Annotated in this window: 15 protein-coding genes and 1 pseudogene; 7 read left to right on the top strand and 9 right to left on the bottom strand. The window is 32.6% G+C overall.

Annotated features, from left to right (window positions below):
• Nucleotides 1-320: 320 nt before the first annotated feature.
• The 4 genes from JF76_RS08870 to JF76_RS10015 all read right to left on the bottom strand — a co-directional run bounded on the left by JF76_RS08870 (nt 321) and on the right by JF76_RS10015 (nt 6,374).
• The gene (locus JF76_RS08870; protein WP_045928709.1) at nt 321-1,004 is read right to left on the bottom strand and encodes a hypothetical protein; all 684 of its coding nucleotides are present in this window, start codon (nt 1,002-1,004) and stop codon (nt 321-323) included.
• 756 nt (nt 1,005-1,760) lie between these two features.
• Complete coding sequence (locus JF76_RS08865; protein ID WP_045928708.1) at nt 1,761-3,206, bottom strand: SLAP domain-containing protein; 1,446 nt, start codon at nt 3,204-3,206, stop codon at nt 1,761-1,763.
• Between the two features lie 312 nt (nt 3,207-3,518).
• Nucleotides 3,519-5,105 carry an ATP-binding cassette domain-containing protein gene (locus JF76_RS08860; RefSeq protein WP_045928707.1) on the bottom strand — a complete coding sequence of 529 codons (1,587 nt, stop codon included), beginning with the start codon at nt 5,103-5,105 and terminating at the stop codon, nt 3,519-3,521.
• Between the two features lie 285 nt (nt 5,106-5,390).
• On the bottom strand, nt 5,391-6,374 hold the full coding sequence (locus JF76_RS10015; RefSeq protein WP_052697111.1) for a CAP domain-containing protein: 984 nt from the start codon (nt 6,372-6,374) through the stop codon (nt 5,391-5,393).
• Between the two features lie 423 nt (nt 6,375-6,797).
• Here JF76_RS10015 and JF76_RS08850 point away from each other — a divergent pair, with 423 nt between their 5' ends.
• The 3 genes from JF76_RS08850 to JF76_RS08835 all read left to right on the top strand — a co-directional run bounded on the left by JF76_RS08850 (nt 6,798) and on the right by JF76_RS08835 (nt 11,180).
• Entirely contained in the window at nt 6,798-7,202 is a 405-nt protein-coding gene (locus tag JF76_RS08850) for a hypothetical protein (protein WP_045928706.1), read from the top strand.
• Nucleotides 7,203-7,520: 318 nt separating this feature from the next.
• The gene (locus JF76_RS08845; protein ID WP_045928705.1) at nt 7,521-8,615 is read left to right on the top strand and encodes an SLAP domain-containing protein; all 1,095 of its coding nucleotides are present in this window, start codon (nt 7,521-7,523) and stop codon (nt 8,613-8,615) included.
• 978 nt (nt 8,616-9,593) lie between these two features.
• Nucleotides 9,594-11,180 carry an ATP-binding cassette domain-containing protein gene (locus tag JF76_RS08835; RefSeq protein WP_045928703.1) on the top strand — a complete coding sequence of 529 codons (1,587 nt, stop codon included), beginning with the start codon at nt 9,594-9,596 and terminating at the stop codon, nt 11,178-11,180.
• A 373-nt stretch (nt 11,181-11,553) separates the two neighbouring features.
• Here the strand turns inward: JF76_RS08835 and JF76_RS08830 are convergent, their stop codons facing one another.
• Both JF76_RS08830 and JF76_RS10270 read right to left on the bottom strand, forming a co-directional pair.
• Nucleotides 11,554-12,906: an FAD-dependent oxidoreductase gene (locus JF76_RS08830; RefSeq protein WP_045928702.1), complete on the bottom strand. Its 1,353-nt coding sequence runs from the start codon at nt 12,904-12,906 to the stop codon at nt 11,554-11,556.
• A gap of 450 nt (nt 12,907-13,356) precedes the next feature.
• A pseudogene (locus JF76_RS10270) lies at nt 13,357-13,473 on the bottom strand (hypothetical protein); the annotation flags it as partial.
• 290 nt (nt 13,474-13,763) lie between these two features.
• On the opposite strand from JF76_RS10270, the gene JF76_RS08825 reads away from it, so the two are divergent.
• The 3 genes from JF76_RS08825 to JF76_RS08815 are packed head-to-tail and all read left to right on the top strand — an operon-like array spanning nt 13,764 to nt 15,913.
• Nucleotides 13,764-14,468, top strand: coding sequence for a lantibiotic protection ABC transporter ATP-binding subunit (locus JF76_RS08825; protein WP_045928701.1), 705 nt, complete (start codon nt 13,764-13,766; stop codon nt 14,466-14,468).
• Nucleotides 14,461-15,189, top strand: coding sequence for a lantibiotic immunity ABC transporter MutE/EpiE family permease subunit (locus tag JF76_RS08820; RefSeq protein WP_045928700.1), 729 nt, complete (start codon nt 14,461-14,463; stop codon nt 15,187-15,189). Before JF76_RS08825 ends, JF76_RS08820 begins: the two co-directional genes overlap by 8 nt.
• Nucleotides 15,182-15,913: an ABC-2 family transporter permease gene (locus JF76_RS08815; RefSeq protein ID WP_045928699.1), complete on the top strand. Its 732-nt coding sequence runs from the start codon at nt 15,182-15,184 to the stop codon at nt 15,911-15,913. Before JF76_RS08820 ends, JF76_RS08815 begins: the two co-directional genes overlap by 8 nt.
• Nucleotides 15,914-16,103: 190 nt before the next feature.
• Here the strand turns inward: JF76_RS08815 and JF76_RS10520 are convergent, their stop codons facing one another.
• Nucleotides 16,104-16,232 (bottom strand): hypothetical protein, encoded by a 129-nt coding sequence (locus tag JF76_RS10520; protein ID WP_261982743.1) that lies wholly within the window; start codon nt 16,230-16,232, stop codon nt 16,104-16,106.
• Nucleotides 16,233-16,464: 232 nt separating this feature from the next.
• Here JF76_RS10520 and JF76_RS10010 point away from each other — a divergent pair, with 232 nt between their 5' ends.
• On the top strand, nt 16,465-18,765 hold the full coding sequence (locus JF76_RS10010; protein ID WP_052697110.1) for an SLAP domain-containing protein: 2,301 nt from the start codon (nt 16,465-16,467) through the stop codon (nt 18,763-18,765).
• Nucleotides 18,766-18,978: 213 nt separating this feature from the next.
• Here the strand turns inward: JF76_RS10010 and JF76_RS08805 are convergent, their stop codons facing one another.
• Entirely contained in the window at nt 18,979-19,359 is a 381-nt protein-coding gene (locus JF76_RS08805; RefSeq protein WP_045928698.1) for a type II toxin-antitoxin system HicB family antitoxin, read from the bottom strand.
• Between the two features lie 38 nt (nt 19,360-19,397).
• A complete protein-coding gene (locus JF76_RS10560; RefSeq protein ID WP_379854172.1) occupies nt 19,398-19,715 on the bottom strand; it encodes a type II toxin-antitoxin system HicA family toxin in 318 nt (105 codons plus the stop codon).
• Nucleotides 19,716-19,817 lie beyond the last annotated feature (102 nt).

Raw genomic sequence — 19,817 nt, 5'->3', positions numbered from 1 at the left:
ACCTATAATTAAAAAGTTAAAAGCCTAATTAGACCAATCACTAGTTGACATAATATACATTTAGTGAGGTTGCTACGAAACATAGAGCTACAAGGTTTAAAACTGCAGCAAATAAATGTTTGTGAATTTGAAGCCGTATAGCAAAAGGGAAGGCTGTTAAATCAGTCTTCCCTTTTTTCGTTACCTGGTAATTTCACAATTAGACCAATTAGCCTATTTGCTACTTTTAGTCCTTCAACTTTAAGCTGCTCCATGTGCTTCGAAAATTAATAAGAAATCACTTTGATAGCAGCAGTAAATAAAAAACTTGTTCACTTATCTTACAGGCTACCAATTAGAAGAACAGGTATATTAGCATAAACTTCGTTATTAGTCCATTGCTTCAGTTGAGTAATTGATTCTTGAGCCAATTTTTTATCTAAACCCTTTAATTTATCAGCCAATTTTTCGGCAGTAACTAGCTTTTTTGCTATTTTCTCTTTAGGAGTATTAGTGATTATTTCTGCTTCGGTTTTTATTAATGGTTTAAGCGATTTTCTAAGACCATTTACATTGTATGTCCCGGTTAAAAAGTTAGTCCAAAACTTATATTTGCCATTTTGCGACACAATATGAACTAAGGAACCATTTTTTTCCGATTCAACACGATCTATTTTGAATAACATGTTTTTAGCAAAAATTTTTTTAGCATACCTCAAACTATATTTTTTAAGTAAGCCATTTTTTCTTTGATACAATCCGCCATCAGCAGTAGCTACATTTTTAGCTAACTTGAAAACATAGCCAGCCTTGGCTAATTTGTTAGACCATGTTTTATCAGACACATCCTGATTATTAACTAGAGTGTTTGTATCACTTACGTCAGCTGCCTTAACAGGTACATAATTATTGCTTACACTATCACTTGTTGCCTCAGCTTTGACACTTGTTACTGCTAATGGAGTTGCAACTGTCGCAAAGGTTGCAGCAGCAACACTTAATCCAACAATATACTTAAATTTCATAATTAATTCTCCTATAATGTATATTAAAATGTTATAATAATATAACATTTTAATAAATTAATATTTTAATATAGAGATTATATATCTTTAATTAATTTTGCTCAATTATTTACACCTATAAAAGTAGCCTAAGATAAAATCTTAGGTCTCACTTTTATACTACTTAAGTAGTTCGTTAAAAATATCTTTGACGATATTAAACACATCTCGAATTGTGGTAATTACATGATACAAGAGAATTAGATAACGTCAGACATGTTTAACTAAACGTGTAAGCAAGTTCAGTCACTTGTAAGACGTCTAAGACGGTCCACGAGGATCGCTTTTTATATATTTATTTTTTATTCTCTTTTAGCCTACTAACATCAGCTTGCCTGATTTGATCCTTGTAAACCTTTTTATTGTCCTCGGGTATATTTTATTTACACCTGATTCCCTATCAAATGGGCAACTTCTTGGCGATAAGCTGTATGATCTAGCTGCCAAACTCATTTCCTTTTTCGCTCAAAAATGAATGTCGCAAATTTTTTAAAAAGCTTAAAAAATAACCCCCAAATTTGTCCTAAATTTGGAGGTCACTTCAAGGACTAACTTCGTTAAATATCGGAAATTAATCCTCAATTGGAATCTAATAAACAGTCCCAAATTACAGCACACTATCAAAGAATTATTCCTTTTAATAAAATGTGAACTTGTTCTATGGCTCATCTAACTAAATTTTTGATAATTTTGCTTATCAAACTGGGTAAAAAGTATTTAGAATGGTTTCGTTAAAGCCAACTCACTATTAACTTTTAATTCATCAGCTGGAAGAAACCAACTATTCTGTTGATTCTTTAAGGTGAGTGTAATTTGTTTAACCTCTTGCAGGCTGGCTGTATTTGAACTATTAATTTGCTTTGCATATGCTAAAGCTGCATCATATGTTTCATGTCTGTATTGCTGATAATTCTCACTTGCTTTAACTTTTTCATCTTGATTGATTGCTTTTTGCAAGTCTTGTTTATCAGTTTCAGTAGCTGCCTTGGCATCTGTTTTGGCTTCATCTACTGTATTAACAGGCTTTAACAATGGTCCAGAAACAAATTTGCTGTCAGCTGCTTTAACAAAAGTCATACTGTCTTTGTTAATTCTCTGGAAAAAAATGTCACTCACAGTTGTATTTGGAGCAAGGTGGTAATATAACTCAGCCTTGTTTTCATTGTTATTCCAAATGTATAGTTCTTCATCAACGGGTATGAAAGTGCCTTTAGCAAAAGAAGTAGTTGCACTATTTGTTGCCGTTAGGTTTGAACGAACCTGTCCGTTGGCATCATAAGCATCAGTATTCTTGCTGGCAGAAACATAAGTAAAATATGTATAGTTTAGAAGCTGCTGTCTGGGCTTTTTGTTTACTATTGATGTGGCGAAAAAGCCTGTCTTTGTTCCGCTTATGCGATAACTAGCTCTGTATGATGGTCCAGACAATACTTGAGAGACGCGATCAACTTTGACCTTTTCTCCAGGTTTAATACTTGTACGCTCTTTACCGGTGCCAACCCGTATAGCACTAGTTGTATTAACTTTCACACTTACATCAGTTGTGTAAAGTGGTTTATTATCTATCTGCCCAACATTTGCCGCATTAACATAGCCGCCAGCCCCAATATTGTAGTAGTATTTGCCGCCAATTTTTTCATAGGGGAGCCATGACTGATTATAGTTGTCATCATTGACTAGGAAATACTGTTTGCTATTCCGGTCAATTTTTTCTACAGAGCCAGAGTATTTCAAAGGGGTGCCTTTGCGCAAATGCGTATTCTTTTTACTGCCACGGAATTTGTATAGCCGTTTACCATTCTTATCGTAAACATAAGAATTGTAATTGAGCTCCAAGTTGCCATCTTGTACCTGTTTGTTGACAACACCAACATTAGCCGCCTTAACGTAGGCACCACCGGTTAAAGGATAGTAGCTTTTACCATTAATTGAAGTTGTTTTGGCACTACCGTTTACAGTGGTGCCCATACGCAATGTCCCTTTACCGTTATAATAGGTGCGCTTGCCCTGAGCCGTATAAACATAAGAATTATGATTCAACGTGAGAGTATCAGTCTTAGCAGCTAATACTTCTGTATTGCTTGGCATTACTGCGGGTAGCATAGGACTAATAGCAAGAATGCTTGCTATGGAAGCATAAACAAACTTTTTATTTAATTTCATGTAATCACCTCAAAAATTGATTAAATACTTTACATACAGTATATAATAATAAGCTGTCTTTGAATAGGCTTTCAAAAATATAAATCAAGTAAAGATGTTTTGAAAGTATTTAAACCAAAATTATGCATAAAGCCAGGAAACTAAATTAGTTATTTCTATTTTTAATGTTTTTCAGCTAAACAGTGGGTTAAACTTTGGATATTATTATGAATTAATATAAAAAGAAGCTCTACTATCAATAGAACTCCTCTTGAACAAAAATTATAATATTCAGATAACCGTCAGTTGACAATAACTAATGCCGCAAAAGTTTTAAAACTTAATAACTTCATCTGCTTTAGCTATCAAGTCGTTATTATAAGTATGGGTTACGTATAATAACGTAATAGGTAAACTTAAAAGCTTGCTTTCAATTTTTTGTAAAGTAGCCTTATCTATTCCAGAAGAAAATTCATCCAAAATTAACACACTTTTTTCCCTAAGTAGTAATCTTGCTAATTCAATTCTTTTAGCCTCTCCACCAGATACTTTTGTATCTGAATTTCCTAGTTTCATACTCAACGATTCAGCATTGGCCCACTTATCCAATTCTACAAACTTTAATGCTTTAATTATAATTTCATCCGGATAACTTTTATATAAAGTCAGATTATTACGCAATGTGGTTGCAAAAACATGGCCATCTTGTGGTAAGTAACTGAAATTTTGATAAATTTGATTATCTGTGAGTTTTGAAATATTTATTCCATTTAACAGAATCTCTCCTCCATAATTATCTAATTGTTTGGTAATAAGCTTGATGAAAGTAGATTTACCACTGCCACTTTTACCAACAATTAGATATTTTTTCCCAGCTTTAATTTTAAGATTCAGTGAATCAATAACATTTTTTTCTTCAAAAGAAACACTTACATCCTTTAATTCTATACTAGAAAAAGCATCAATGTTTTTTTCATTGTCCGAGGTAATTGTTTCTTTATTTGTTTCATTTTCAATTGAATCAAATACTTTTTTTCCACCAATCCATTGAGAAAAAAGATCAGAAAAACTATAAATAGGAAAAGAAATATTCGTAACTAGTTGGGTAAACGCCACAATTTGACCAATTGATAAATTGCTCTTTATGATGAAAAAAGTTCCAATTAACCACGTACCAAAATATAAAAAGTCAGAAAAAGTTTTATTGAAAACCGTCACTGTATTTTCAGTCTTTAGCTCGTCTTTTTCACAATGTAACAATTTTTTGTTAATCATTTTTTCTTCTGAAACCACCGCGGCTTCAGAACGATTCACTTTCCAATCTGTCAAACCAGAAAATAAGTCATTTGTTTCATTGATATAATTATTAGTTGCCTCTATTGTTTTACTTTTTTTAATTTGTAATTTTGTTTTAAAAATTAACGGGATAAGGATATTAGGAATACTTAAAATAATAGCAAAAATCGCCATAACAGGATTTATTATCCAAGATAGCAAACTAGCAGCAAGAAATTGTAGTAGTAAATATAAACCCCAAAAAAATGTATAAAAGTAGTTTTGTCCTAAATTGTCCATTTGGCTAGTTAATAATGAAATGTATTGACCGGATTCATTTGAATTAAGTGTTAGCAGTCTTTGCTTTGACAAACGTTCAAAAACCACATTACGATAGACCGAAACAGCTTCTTTTGCTAAAAATTGTGAATTTAGCTGCTGCAAATAATATGCCAGAGACTGAACCAAAATAAATAACAATACATTTATAACCAAAGACACATATTTATTCAAACCTTTGCTTGAAGCTACATCCATAATGTACTTTAATACAAGCGAGTTCGAAACCATTAATAGCGCCAAAATAATTGTTAAAATAAAGTAAACTATTACTCTTTTTGAGTCTTTTTTTAAAATATATTTCACTCACATACCCCCATAGATACTTTTTAATAGCCAAAATATTAGAATAAAATAAGTTTAAAATCTTTTGTATTCCTTTATTATATATTATCAGCTTAAGTTATTAAACTATATTCTGATTTATAGAATAGCATTCTGATTTATAGAATAGCGGGCAATCTTATAAGACGGAATAAAGCAGATCATGTGTCTGTGGCTAAAACAATAATTTTGATATGGAAACAAATGATTAAAATCAATTTCAAAATTTATTGTCCATTAATAATTTATAGCAGCTGCTTAATGTACTTAATAAAAATTTGCGATAAGATTGAAACCCACAGCCGCATCAGCATAATCTGTGTTTTTATCCCATGCTATGCCTACACCCATTTTTGTATAATTGGGATTAAGCAATAAATCACGGTGTTGCCAGTTAGAAGCAGCATCATAATAAATAAAACAATCTAAAATTTCTTTTGCAGTTATTTCAGGTGAACCATAAGCACTCGCTGTGCCACCAGCTAAAACTTCACCAAACTTTGTTTTTTCGCCGTTAGGTCGAACATGGCTATAGTTTCGAAGAGTTTCCTTAGCACGTAATTTGGCATATGAGTGTAAAGTCTCATCGTAGCTAAAAGGTCTAATGCCTTTACTTTCTCGCAAGGTATTTAACTGGTTGAGAAAGCTGTCTTCAATAGCTTTTACGTATTTATTATTTGTAATTTCAGCAATAGTTTTTTTTGGACTATTTGATAATATAGGTCTATTTTCTTGGTCCGCAACATCCTTATCTTTTTTATTTGAATTTTCAACGTCAGTTTTTAATAGCCAATTATCCTTATTTACTGCCAGCCATTGATTACCATCTGAATCCTTTTGTGTTTTATATATTTTCTGATTGCCAATAAAATCATTTCCAAATGCACTGTCTTTTTGCGGTATAACGTGCGCACTAACATAATTTTCGAGGTTAATAGTAAATAGGCACTTTTTTATTTTTCTAATATTGACCTTTTTTATGTACTTATTCTTACCAATTCTAACAAAGCTTTTTCCTTTTATTTTTTTCCTATTATAGACTTTTATTAATTTGCCCTTTTTAAAAATAAAGCCAATTTTTCTTCTTCCTTTGCTATCGTAAATAAAAGCATTATGAGTAAGCTTTGCTTTCTGGTAGCTAGAAGCTTGGACAGTATGAAGACTGTTTGTTTCCACTTCTACGCAACTAAGTAATGCCAGGGATAAAGCAATGCTACTATTTAATTTAATCACTTTCCTTTTGAAATTCATTTTTCCTCCTTATGATAGTTAAGAATATTGTTTACATGACTATCATAAAAGTATAAATGAATTTCTATGGATTTTAAAAGTAGAGCAGAAATTAATTTCTTTCTATATATTCGCATGGATGCTTCTTTTTATATGGAATAAAAATCCTTTAAAGAACGGTCTAATCTAAAGATAGTAATATTACTTATCTTTTGTAGAAGTAGCAGAGCAAAAAATTTCTCGAAGTTTTAGCGATCTTAGACTTTTTGTAATTATTTTATTTCAATGGGTATTTGTTATATCAATAAAAAATGATATGCTAAAGCTTAAGGCAGTGTATAGTGTATGAAATAAAAAAGTTTACAGTATTTAACCTGCTAAAATAATCAAAACATCGCAACCCTTTAAATATTTGCAAAACATGATAAACTAGGAGAGCTTTTTATGGATACTACGATTTACGTTTTGATTTACGAGATTATTATTTTAATATTCGTTACTATTGTATTTATAACATCGCTATATATGATTTATCTCAAGTTAAAAGCTTGGCATAAGCTTAATTTGGAATCACGAAAAGAAGTCGCAGCTTCTACAGTAGAGTTTGTAGCAAAGCCTGGAATTGAGAGAGAAGTGGTGATGATAAATGCCAGCCGGTTTATTGCGGCTATTGTTCTGTTATTAAGCTGGGCTTTTTTTACATCAGAAGTTGTTATTCTATTTATAGGAAATTTGATTTTCATTGTTACTGTGTTAGCAGAAATGTATATGAATGCAGATTTAACTAAAAAGCAAGAAAGCATTATACAAGTATTCCCTATATTTATAATGCAAAACGGGCAAAATTAGTAAAGAGATTATATATTATTTGTCGTATTTCGTATATGATTGTCGCTGTTGCGTGTACTTTTTTGATTTATTCAGTATTTGGCTGGTAGTAGGCTAGAATTATGTTGTTGACATCTCAGGATTAGCAAGAGAAAGAGTTAAAAGTATCTATAGGTAACCATGCATACTTAATGAATTGAAGTACTCGATGGCTATGCGAAAACAAATGATGTCAAGTTTGTTCATAGTATCAAATCAAAGCCAAGCAACACAAAAGCCGAAGACAAAGCAAAAAGAAGATATAATAATATTAAAAGTAAGTTAGAAAGGAGTTTATAAATGAAAGTAAAGACGAAAATAGCTGCTCTGCTGGTCGCTGGCTTGTTTAGTACAGCAATAATCTTTACAATAACTAGTCAAGCAGCACCAACTGTCCAAGCAGCTAATCACACTCTTACCAAAACTATTATGCATAAATCGGTAGCTTATACTGAAGCTGGCAAGCGTACTAAAAATAAATACCGTGCCTTTACAACTGTCAAAGTTGAAGATGAGCCGGTAATAATTAAAAAACAGCCTTACTACAAGCTTAAAGGTAAAAATCGCTACCTCAAAGCGTCCAATATAGATGGGGTTAAGCGCAAAGTTAAACATAACTCCTATGTTTATGCCACTAGTACTCGTAAAGCCAGTTTAAATTTAATCAGAAAGGGCCGAACAATAATTACCTATGGGAGTGCTTTACGTTTTAAAAACGGTAAACGGTACTACCGAATTGGGGGCCCAATAAAGCAATACCTAAAGGCTGGTAATGTTGGAGCAGTAATTGGCTCACCAACTGAAGAAACTACTGTGACGGCAATTGCACAGTTAGGTACAGCGATTTATGGTACTAAAAAAGTAAAAATTGCGAAAGCTGGTACTAAATTTAAAGTAGATCGTTTAGAAACTGGATCACCCGCTGCATATATTATGAATCAAAGAGGGCAGTTCGTGCCTGAGCCTAAAATTTACCGTATTAAGGGAACAGATCATTGGTTATGGTTTTCAAATGTTAAAGCTAAAAAGAAATTGCCAGTCCATGACTATAATGCAGAAAATTTCAGTTATGTTAGTCTCTATAAAGATATTGATGTTTATAATGCAGATGGCAGCATGCAAGACCATAATGGGCAAAAGATTTCTAAAAAAGTCAATTACTTAAGAGTTGAAAAATTACTATATCTTTGGGTGCCAGCTGATCAAAAGGCAGAATTGTTTTACAATCTGACCATTCATCAGATTTATTCCAATAAAAGCGAAAAAATGGAGCTGGGAGATGCCTATGTTAGAGCTAGTGATGTTAAATATGGTTATGGTATCAAATTAAAGCCAAGTAACACAAAAGCAGAAGTCGAAGCCCAAGCTCAAGCAGAATCAGCTACTAATAATTAAAGGAGGTGAAAAAATTAGTCATAATTTAATGAAGAGACAAATGCAAGGATATTATTAATTTTATGAAATGCGGTATTCTCTTTTTAGGGTTATTTATAATATATGTAAGGTTTTGATTTATTAGTGACTAAAAATGTTCTTAAATTAACAGATTTTTGTTTTAGCTTTTTGATTGAATTATTAAATAACTTTGTAATTGCAATATATGTTTTAAATGATCTTGTTCTGAAGGATATTCATGGTATTTTGCAGCTGATTTTTGATAGCGATATCCTTGTTATATTCATCCCAATTTTTGTTAATGCCATTACTCTTCTTTATATATATCATTTAGATGAAAGTACGAAAGAAGAGAAATTTATACGAATAATAGTTGGATCGACAATATGGCGAATGAAATTAAAAGCAGAATGCATAAGTTGAACAAATATTTGAACATAGAATCTCTTTTAAAAAGGAAACCAAATACACTATCAGGTGAGCAAAAGCAATTTTGACAGTCACGCATGACAAAAAAATTGCGGCATTACATGATAATATTTATAAACTAAGTAGCAGAAAAATTACCAAGTTAAACTAAAAAAGAATTATAGGTCTTAATAATACACTCAAATTTAGAATAAATTTGAGTGTATTATTTTGCCTAAATTATCTCGGTAATTAGAATCAAGATTTTTAATATAATATTTAAATTCTAAAGGTAGAAACGTTAGTATTTTTGAACTAAACAATTCCTAATTGCTTCTGCTAGTTAAATTTATTTTTAATGACGGAAGCTTTTTAGTTTTTAGTAATAACCACTTAGTCTAAAAAAAATACCTCTTACAAAATAAATATATACTTTAAAATAAAATTATGATTAAATTAAAAGAACAAACAGCAACGGAAAAGATTTAAACAAGATAAATCATATTGCTTCTATGGAACAAGACCATTTTAGCAAAATATGTTAAATATAAGTGAAAGGTAAAAATAATTATGAAAAAATATTTTGATAACAAAAGCATAATCCTATGTTTTTTGTTGACCCTGATCGTAGGTCTTGCTACTCCTTTTAATACGTGGTCTTATTCGCAAATCTTTGCCATGGTTGAAGCTGGTGATAAAAGACGAGTAGTTCTAGAAGTCTGTTTGATTGTTCTGATTATTTTCTTATTAACTGTTGCCCGCTACTTTTACGAGAGGACACTAAATCGGAACATCTACCTCTTCAATAAAAACGTGCGCAGTGATCTGCTATCTTCAGATTTTGTTAAACAGCAAGGACCAGTTTCTGATAAGTTATCATTTGTCACCAATGATTTAGAGTTGGTAGAAAATAATTACGTCAAAGAAGTATTTAATTTAATCACTTCTATTGTTAACCTGCTGCTATGTTTGGCTATGGCTATCAATGCGAACTTTATCCTGACTCTTGTTTTTATGCTTTTCTCAGTTATTTCAGCAATTGCTCCAAAAATTATGGCCAAACGGGTTATGGAAAGTTCTAAAGCCTGGAGTGCTAGTGTTGGCAAATACACAGGATTTATGTCGGATTATCTCAAGCACATTGACCTAATCTTGGATTATAATGCGATGCCTTTCTTTTTACTGAAAGGTAAGAAGGCAATTACTGAAACAGCTGAAGCGAAGCAGAAACGGGAAAATACGATTGCCATGAGCAATTTACTGGCTGGTATTTTGGCTTATACCTTATCATTTCTGCCCATTGGGATTGGTATTTTATTTGTTTTAGACAAGCGCTTGCCTCTTTCTTCCTTTATTATGGTTCAGTATTCCAGTTCTTGGATCGTGAATTCTATCTTGGCCATCAACAGGTCAATGACAACGATTAACTCAGCTAAGCCCTTGTTAACGAAACTGACTAATATCAAGGAATTACCACAGTCTACTCTCAGTGACGAGATGACGACAATAAATTTCAAAGACTTGCAACTTAATGATGTGACTTTTGGCTATCAGGATAAGACTATTATTCAAAATGCCAGCTTGACGGTTAATCGCGGTGATAAAATTCTGCTGACTGGTCGCAGTGGCCAGGGTAAGAGCACTTTGCTCAGATTAATGGCAAATATTATCCAACCAAATAAGGGAACAGTGGAATTAGTTGAACCAAATGGTAAAGCTGTTTCTCCTCAGCCTGATTACTTTGGAGAAGTCAATCAGGATTCGAATATTTTTCATGATACCTTGCGCTTTAACCTGACTTTGGGACGGGACTTTTCAGACCAAGAGATTGAGCATGCCATTCAAGAAGCGGGTTTAACGCCATTAATGCAAAAGATTGGCCTTGACGCCGTAATTCAAGAAGACGGAACTAACTTGTCAGGTGGGGAAAAGAAACGTATAGAAATTGCGCGTGCCCTTTTATATAATCGTAACTTTTTATTGATTGATGAGGGTACCGCATCATTAGACCCACAAACTGCTCATGAAATTCATGAAATGATTTTATCTTCCGACTTGACAGTGGTTGAGATTGATCACCATATTCCAGAGGATTTGCAAAGTAAGTTCACCCATACTTACAAATTAGAAGATAAGCAGCTAATCCCAATTAGTTAAAAGTACAGGAATAAAATTATACCGGATTTTGATTGCTAATGCTGATAATTTAGTTATGGGAAAAAATAATTAAGTGGCTATTTAAAAATAGAGGGTTGTATCAAAGCTTTTTTTACAAAAATATGTGATATGATAAATAGTCCAAGTTAAGAAAAAAGAAGAAAATCATTAAAATGAGTCCCGAGAGTTAGAAAACTTTCGGGACTCATTTCGTAGTTAAGGACAGTCTTTTATTTCTTCATCAACTAACCACACATCAAGCGGCTAATTATTTTTAAAGAGTTACAAAACTTCTTTTTTTTATTAAATTTACTAAACATAGTAAGACACTAAAATGGGGTATTTCACAAGGTTTGGCACCTATTAAAATTAATTAAAACTTGTGTAAACCTAGCGCATGTTGTGCGGCTAAGTTTAAAATATTCCATTGCCGATCAAAACTTGGTGAGAAGAAGAAGTCTTGCTCAGCTAAATCTTCTAATGTTAATTTATGACCAATTGCTAAACTTAAGACATTGCCTTGAGCGGTGATATCATGCTTGGACATAACTGCACCTCCAAGAATCTGATGAGTGTCCTTATTATAAGTTAAGGAAATATATCCTAACGGATTATCATTTGCAGGAATAAAGTCTGGACGCAAATGATCGATGTAGATGCTAGTTGCAGCATTAATGCCGGCAAATTCAGCAGATTTTTGTGGGAGACCGCTAACTACTGCATGTACATCACCAAATTCTAGTAATTGTCCGCCAACTAAGCCTGGGAATGGACGGCTTGGTTTTTCTTCAAACAAATGTTGTACTAAGTAATTTGCTTCGTGGCGAGCAGCGACTGCTGATGGAATTGGCATCCTTTTATTAGCCGGGATTGACAGTGGCCAAATAGCATCACCCAAAGCATAAACATCTTTTTGATTAGTCCTTAAATATTCGTCTGTTTCAATATAACCCCGTTGGTTTAAATTAATAGTATCTTTAAGCCAGTCTGTATTAGCAACAATGCCTGCAGCAACAATGACTAAATCAGCTTTAATGTCACCATGATCAGTTTGGACTAGGTGATCATTGGTAAAACCAGTAACTTTTGTATCAAGCTTTAAATCGACACCCTTGTCTCGCATTTCTTGTTCAAAAACATCGGTAAAGTCTTTTGAAAAATAATTAGCCAAAATATGGTTGCTGGCATCAACCAAAGTCATGTGTTTACCAGCTAAAACACCAGCTTCAACGGCAGCAATTCCGTTACCAGCACCTACAACAACTATATTTTTGACTTCATCATTATGAAGAGCTTCATTGATCTTTTTAGCCCAACTATAGCCCCGCATTAAATAAACGTAGTCTAAATCTGCCCCTGGAACAGGTAATTGGAGTGGATCAACTCCTGGACACAAAATTAATTTGTCATAATTAACTTCTTCAGTCTGACCAGTTTGGGTATTTTTAATTGTAACTTCCTTATTCGCCGGATTTAAGGCAACTGCTTGCGAATTATTGACAATTTTACCACCTAATTTTTCTAAATCAGAAGGTGAAAAATTGCGTACATTGTCTTGTCCGGTAGTTTTTTCTTCTAAAAAGAGCTTCATTCCACAAGACATAAATGAAACAAAATCACTTGCTTCATAAATAGTGACATCAAGATCTTGATATCTGTCTAATAACTCGATGGCTGCTTCATGACCTGGATGAGAAGCACCAATGATGACTACTTTTTGATTCATTGAGAAAATCCCCTTTTTATCAATATCTGAAAGCGCTTGTAGCACTTTCGTTGTATTCTATGGTAACACAAGAAATGGATTAGTTATACAAAGATGCACTAGTATAGCTAATTCGTTTATATATTAAAACTTATAAAACAACAAAAAAATTATGACCGTATAAATTGACTTTGCAAATTTCACTAAATATCAAATTTGCTGATAATTTATGAGTAAAATACGGCCAAGTAAATCATTTAAAAAGAACCTAAGAAGTATAAGTAGTACTCAAATAATAGTGCAAATAGAATATCATTTGAGAAAGGAAAGTGTTCATTTAAGTATGTGAGATCAAAATGAAATTGCAACTTTTGCTATTGCTTTAAAATCCGAAAGAAAAGGCAAAAACAGTTCTTTGTCAAATTTTGTTTATAAAGAGTAAATGAAAAGAATAAAATATATAATAAATCGCTAGGCTCTTTTCATTTTTTCTTCCAATCTGATCCTCATCAGAAGATTTTTGAAATTGGCGTGGCCAAAAGATGTGTGCCCAATTTGTTTAATTTTTAGATTGAAACTTTCCAAACATCCGTTGGAATGATCCTATGTTATTCACGAAAAAGAAACAATTTTCAAAAACAATATTTTGATCTTAATATAATCATCAAAAGGAGACATAATTCAAACCTGCTATAAAAACTGAGGTTGATATCTACTATTACAAAATATATTGACCTGCTTTTTTATATATAATATAATCATCTTTATTATGTTATACAAGTTAATTTTAATATTGCTAAATTGCTTTTATATAGTTTAGCATTAAAAACTATTTGAGTATATTTTAACAACAAAAATTATTATAAAAGAGGGAAAACATGTCTGACTTAATAGTAACAAATAAACTAACAAAAAAGTTTAAAGATCAAGTTGTACTCAATCAAATAAGCCTACACGTCCCAGAAAATCAGGTTTATTGTCTGCTAGGACCTAATGGCGCAGGTAAGACTACCTTAATGAAGATTTTAACAGGAACCATACCCGCTACTAGCGGTACTATTACGTTTGCTGGTCACGATTGGTCTAGAGCGGATTTATCTGCTATTGGTTCCCTGATTGAAAATGCACCTCTTTATGGAAATTTAACGGCTGCTGAAAATCTCCAGGTAGTTTGTCGTTTAAGAGGGGTCGAAGAAAATAAAATACAACCAATTCTGGAAAAAGTAGGCATTAACGATACGGGGAAAAAACTGACAAAAAATTTTTCTCTGGGAATGAAAGAAAGACTTGGAATTGGATTAGCTATAGTTGGTCAACCCAAGTTGTTAATTTTGGATGAACCGACAAATGGACTTGATCCACTGGGCATTCAGCAATTGCGGAATTTAATTACTAGCTTTAAGAAAGAAGGCATTACTATTATCATTTCTAGTCATATGCTTTCTGAAGTCGAGCGTCTAGCCGATAAAATTGGTATTATCGGTAAAGGCCAGCTTTTGCTTGAAAAAACTATAGATCATACAGAAAATCTGGAACAATTATTTAATGATACTTTAATGAATGCTGGTGTAACGAATGCTTAATTCATTGTCTATTGAAATAATAAAAACAAAAAGAACTTTAGTCAGACAGTTGTTGTGGCTTTATCCTCTTTTAGTAATAATTGTAGTGACAGTGCTTTTTGCCACTACTGGTTATGCTATTCAAAGTGTCATTAATCAGTGGAGTACCATTTGGTTTCCCTTATTGCTTGCTTTGGTTGTTGGGCTGATTGACCGACACGAGAAAAATAGCACGAATTATAAGTTGATTTTGAGCTCACCTTACAATTTATTTGATTATGAATTAGGTAGAATTCTACACGTTGCACTTTTAACATTAGTTTCTTCTTTATTCTTAGTTCTTTTTGTAAGTTTGCTTTATGTTATTTCTGAAATCAGTGTCTCGTTGATCTCTTGTTTTTTAGCAATTTTGGGTATTTGGTTAGTTAATCTTTGGCAAATTCCATTATATATTTGGCTTAGTCGCCTTACTAATATATATGTAACTATTGTATTGGCCTTTGCCGGAATTTTTAGCGGCATAGAAGTAAATAGTTATTTCCTTGGCAAAATTTGGCCATTTACCTGGTCTGAACTTTTCCCAGTACCGCTAATAAAAATGAATATTAACGGATTACCTCTAAGTCATAATGTGGCAGGTTCAAATAATTATTTGATTATAGCAGCAGCTATTCTGCTTTTCATTTTGCTCAGTTATCTCGCTGCCAGATCATTTAAGAAGCAGGTAATTAAAAATGCTTAAAAATATTTTTCGGTCAGAAAACGTTAAACTTAAGCGGAGTTTTTTATTATATTTACATTTGTTAACTTTAATTGCTTATCCATTATTAATGGGATTTTATTATGGTACAAGAAAAAGCATTGTAAACTCATCCGTTATGATAATAACTTTTTACGAATTGCTGGCGCTTATTTCTCCGCTAGTTATTAGCATTGTTATCGGTCTGGTTTTTGATCGGGAAGAAAAAGCTGGTCATTGTAAAAATTGGTTGGCTAATCCTGGCAAAAAAGGCTTAACTATTGGGCTGCAGCTATTTTATTATTGGTTATTATATTTCTTTGAAATTATCGGAATGAGTTTAATTTATTTCTTTATTTTAAGATTTGCTTTTCAGATAAATAATATATCCTTTATTAAAATTTTACTAACCAGTTTTATTTTTGCACTTTTCGGTCTTATTCAATACGAACTAGAACAATGGATAGTATTAAAGCTTAATGTTGGTGGTGCCATGATTCTGGGCTTTTTTGGTGTTGTAATCTCAGGCTTAAGCATTACCAGTCTTTTTGATTTTATCTGGCCCGTGATTCCTTGGGCGTGGCAAATAAGATTAATCACTTTTTGGGAAGCTACGATTAGCAGTCAAGTACAAACTCTGACGGCTTGGGAAATGATTATTCCGTTAATTTTAACTATGGTTATAACTTTGTTAATTATAAAAGTGTTCGACAACTGGCAAAATTAGAAATGACAATTAAATAAATAATTGCTCATTGTCGTTGATGTAAATAAAAAGAATCAAGCAGTTTATTAGCTACTTGATTCTTTTTATTTTGCCTTATTTTCTGACAATCTGATTTTAGTTAACAGATTGTGGAAGTTGGCGCAGCCAAATGCAGTATGCTCACTTTATTTAATTTTGCGATAGAAGCTTTCTAAGTATCCGTTGGAATTACTCCGATACTATCTCTTTGATTACCGCATAAGTGGTGCATGAATTTCTTTAGCCACTTCAATTCGGCTTCTTCAGTAATCATCAAAAAGTAGTGAAAGGGAATGACCATAGAAAAAGCATGTCACTTTATGGTAAAAATTTGAGACTAAAATTTATTTTTAAGCTCTTTTATGCTATATGTATAATTTATTTATTACTATATAATATTAGTGCTTTTGTATATAAAAAGCAATAAGAAAAATTATATATATTTATATATTTCTAAAAATATATTTTATATTAAAGGTTATTTATGCTACACTTTGGTTAAGTAGAAGTATATTGCTTAAAGGAGACAAATAATGAATAAACACCATTTTAGGATTAAACTTACAACGTACTTAGCTATTATTGCTATGACTGTGGTAGGTTTAAGTATTATTAAACCGCAAACAATATTTGCATCGGCTTCACCTCCTGCAAATTCAGCAAAAGAAACGAAAATTGCAACAAGAGAAACTAAGACAGTTCCATGGGTCAGTACTGATATTGATGATAATAGTGAACTGTCACTTAGCTATGATTCGACCAGTAAAACATTAACTATTCCTGGTAACTCCACAGCTTTTAATGACCCGAAACCGCTGGCAAATGCTTTATATAATGTAAGGCTTGATCCTGAAAATGTTAACCATATTGTTATTCAGGGTCCCTTGACACTTAGTGGGTCAGTCAGGTATCTATTTAAAGGCTTTACTTATCTAACTAATATAGACGGCTTGGACAAGCTTGATACTAGTAAAATTACTGATATGACAAGCATGTTTTCATCATGTTATCGTTTGAGCGATGTTAATCTAAAAAACTTTAATACTGCCAATGTTACCACAATGTCAAGCATGTTTTATTCTTGCGTAAGTCTTAAAAATATTGATGTCAGTTCCTTTAATACCGAAAATGTTTCGGAATTAAGTGGCATGTTTGAAGAATGCAGAAGTTTAAATGCAATTGATTTAAGCAACTTTAAAACTAGTAAGGTGACTAATACCAGTACTATGTTCCAGAATTGCTGGTCACTAAAAAGTATTAAGTTTGGTAAAGATTTCAAAACTGATAATGTCACTGATATGAACGGGATGTTTAACAATTGCTTTGTCTTAACTGACCTAGATGTTAGCGGCTTTTCAACTGCTAACGTTTCGACTATGTCAGGAATGTTTGCTTCATGTAAGTTATTAACAAAAATTGATGTTAGCAAATTTAATACTGATAAAGTAACTGTAATGAATGACATGTTTAATGACTGTGAGAATATCACAGAGCTTGATCTCAGTAATTTTAAAACCGCGAATGTTTTTAATATGAGCGGCATGTTTCAGTATGATATTCGGTTGCAAAGGCTTGATATTAGCGGTTTTGATATGAGCAAAATTATATACATTTCCGATATGCTAAATGATTTGCAAAGTTTAAACTTGTTAAAACTAGGAAAAGATAATATTGTCAAGGGTACAGGATTTGATGCTGATGGCACTTGGCGCAATGTTGCTGGTGGTACACTTAATGACCCTCAGGGCAAGAATAGGTGGAGCTCAAAAGAGTTAATAGCAAATTATGATCCAGCTAATGATGCCGATACTTATGTTCGCGAGGGTACACACTTTGATGAGGATAAGCCACCAGTCAATCCGCCAACACCACCGACGCCAACACCAACGCCACCAAGTCATTCATCTGGTACTATAGAGCCGATTGCAGGAGCTGATGTCAGAGTCCATTATGAAGATAAAAATGGCCTTAAACTGGCACCTGATACAATCTTGAATGGTAATGTTGGCGATGGCTACATTACCCAAGAACTGAAATTTGCTGGTTATCTATTAAAGGCAAGACCTTATAATGCGACAGGCTTCTTCAGCTATGAGCCTCAGACTGTAACTTTTACTTACCTTAAAGGGACTGAAAGAATGGTAATGCATAATTCGTATCTCTATGATATTGATGGTAAGCGGTTACCAGGCGAATTTATGTCAGGCCAGATAATTACTACCTATGATACCGAAAACATAAACGGTAAGAAGTATTATTTTTTAGGTAATAATACGTTTGTGAAGGCCAATAATATTACAGGCCAAAAGCGTAAGTTAAAGCACAGGGCTCTGATCTATAATCAAAAAGTAAAGAAAATAAGACATGCCATTCTGAAACGTGGACGCAAAGTTACAACATATGGCGGTGCAGTAAAGCGAAAAGGTCGCTATTACTATATCATCGGATTGAACCGCTACGTGAAGAAAGCTAACTTTAACGGGACTGAAAGAACGGTAATGCATAATTCTTATCTTTATGATATTAATGGTAAGCGGAAACCAGGCGAATTTATGTCAGGCCAGATAATTATTACTTATGGTACCGAAAACATAAAAGGTAAGAAGTATTATCTTTTAGGTAATAATACGTTTGTGAAGGCTACTAATATTACAGGCCAAAAGCGTAAGTTAAAGCACAAGGCTCTGATCTATAATCAAAAAGTAAAGAAAATAAGACATGCCAGTCTGAAGCGTGGACGCAAAGTTAGAACATTTGGTGGTGCAGCAAAACGGAAAGGTCGTTATTATTACATCACCGGATTGAAGCGATATGTAAAGAAAGCTAACTTTTAGAATTTTTTGTTAATTAGCCCAGTAGTACAGCATAAATCTGTTTATAACTACTGAGTAAGAACGATCAAGAGAAAAAATTCATAATTTAATGCAACCTAATAGTAAAAATCAGCTATTAGGTGCATTATTTTGTATTATGCTATTTAATAATTAGTCCAAAAATTGTAAAAAGGTCCCGAAAGTTAATTAACTTCCAGGATTTATTTTTTCTAGTTATAAATTTAATTCTGTTTTTAATGCTTTAGTTAATACAGTAGAAAAATTTAAATTTTTCTCTTTGCCCATTTTTACCAGATATTCTGGTACAGTTACTGTTTTGCGGATTGTCTTGGAATTATTGCGTCTATAATCATCCATATCAATGGCAACAATAGTTTTAATATCATTGTCAGCAACATGGATACTTTCTAACTTAGATGGTTTAGGATAATTAGTCGTGTCTTCCAACATTAATCCAATCATATCAGAAGCCATTTCCAAAGCATTAGTTAAATCTTCGCCCTGAGTAAAACCACCTGTAATATCTGGAACTTCGACAGTATAGCCAGTGTCTTCAGGGTGAAGTATAACAGGGTATACTAAAAGTTTAGACATATTAATTCCTCCTAACATGTAAAAATTAGCTGAAAAATTCATTTTAATCCAGCTTCTTTTAGAATTCTCTGTTCTAGTCCTTTTTTCATTTCTTTCGGATGAATGGGAACAGGAATAGTAACATTTGTAATGGGGTTATACATTTCAGATGGGATCCGTTTTGAGACTTTTTCATAAAGCCTTGCTTTTTTAAAATCTTGATAATTTCTCTTGGCGTCTTCGCCACAAAGTAAACCTTCCATGTTTCTTATTATACGTATAAATACATATAAATTCAACGAAGAAAGTTTAGAATTAAGTATCCCCCTATATATTAAGATATTTGCCTGATTAAGCCCACCATTTTTTACCTTCATTAATTACTGAAAAAGGTTCAGAATTAATTATAGCCAGTATGTTTGCGCTATCATTTGTTTTGCATTTTTATGAAATAAGGGCGATGCAGTAACAACAGTGCC

It is taken from the genome of Lactobacillus kullabergensis (assembly GCF_000967195.1).
GTDB classification, from domain to species: Bacteria; Bacillota; Bacilli; order Lactobacillales; family Lactobacillaceae; genus Lactobacillus; species Lactobacillus kullabergensis.
Note: the sequence above shows the minus strand (reverse complement) of the source record. Positions and strands in the feature narration are given on the sequence as shown.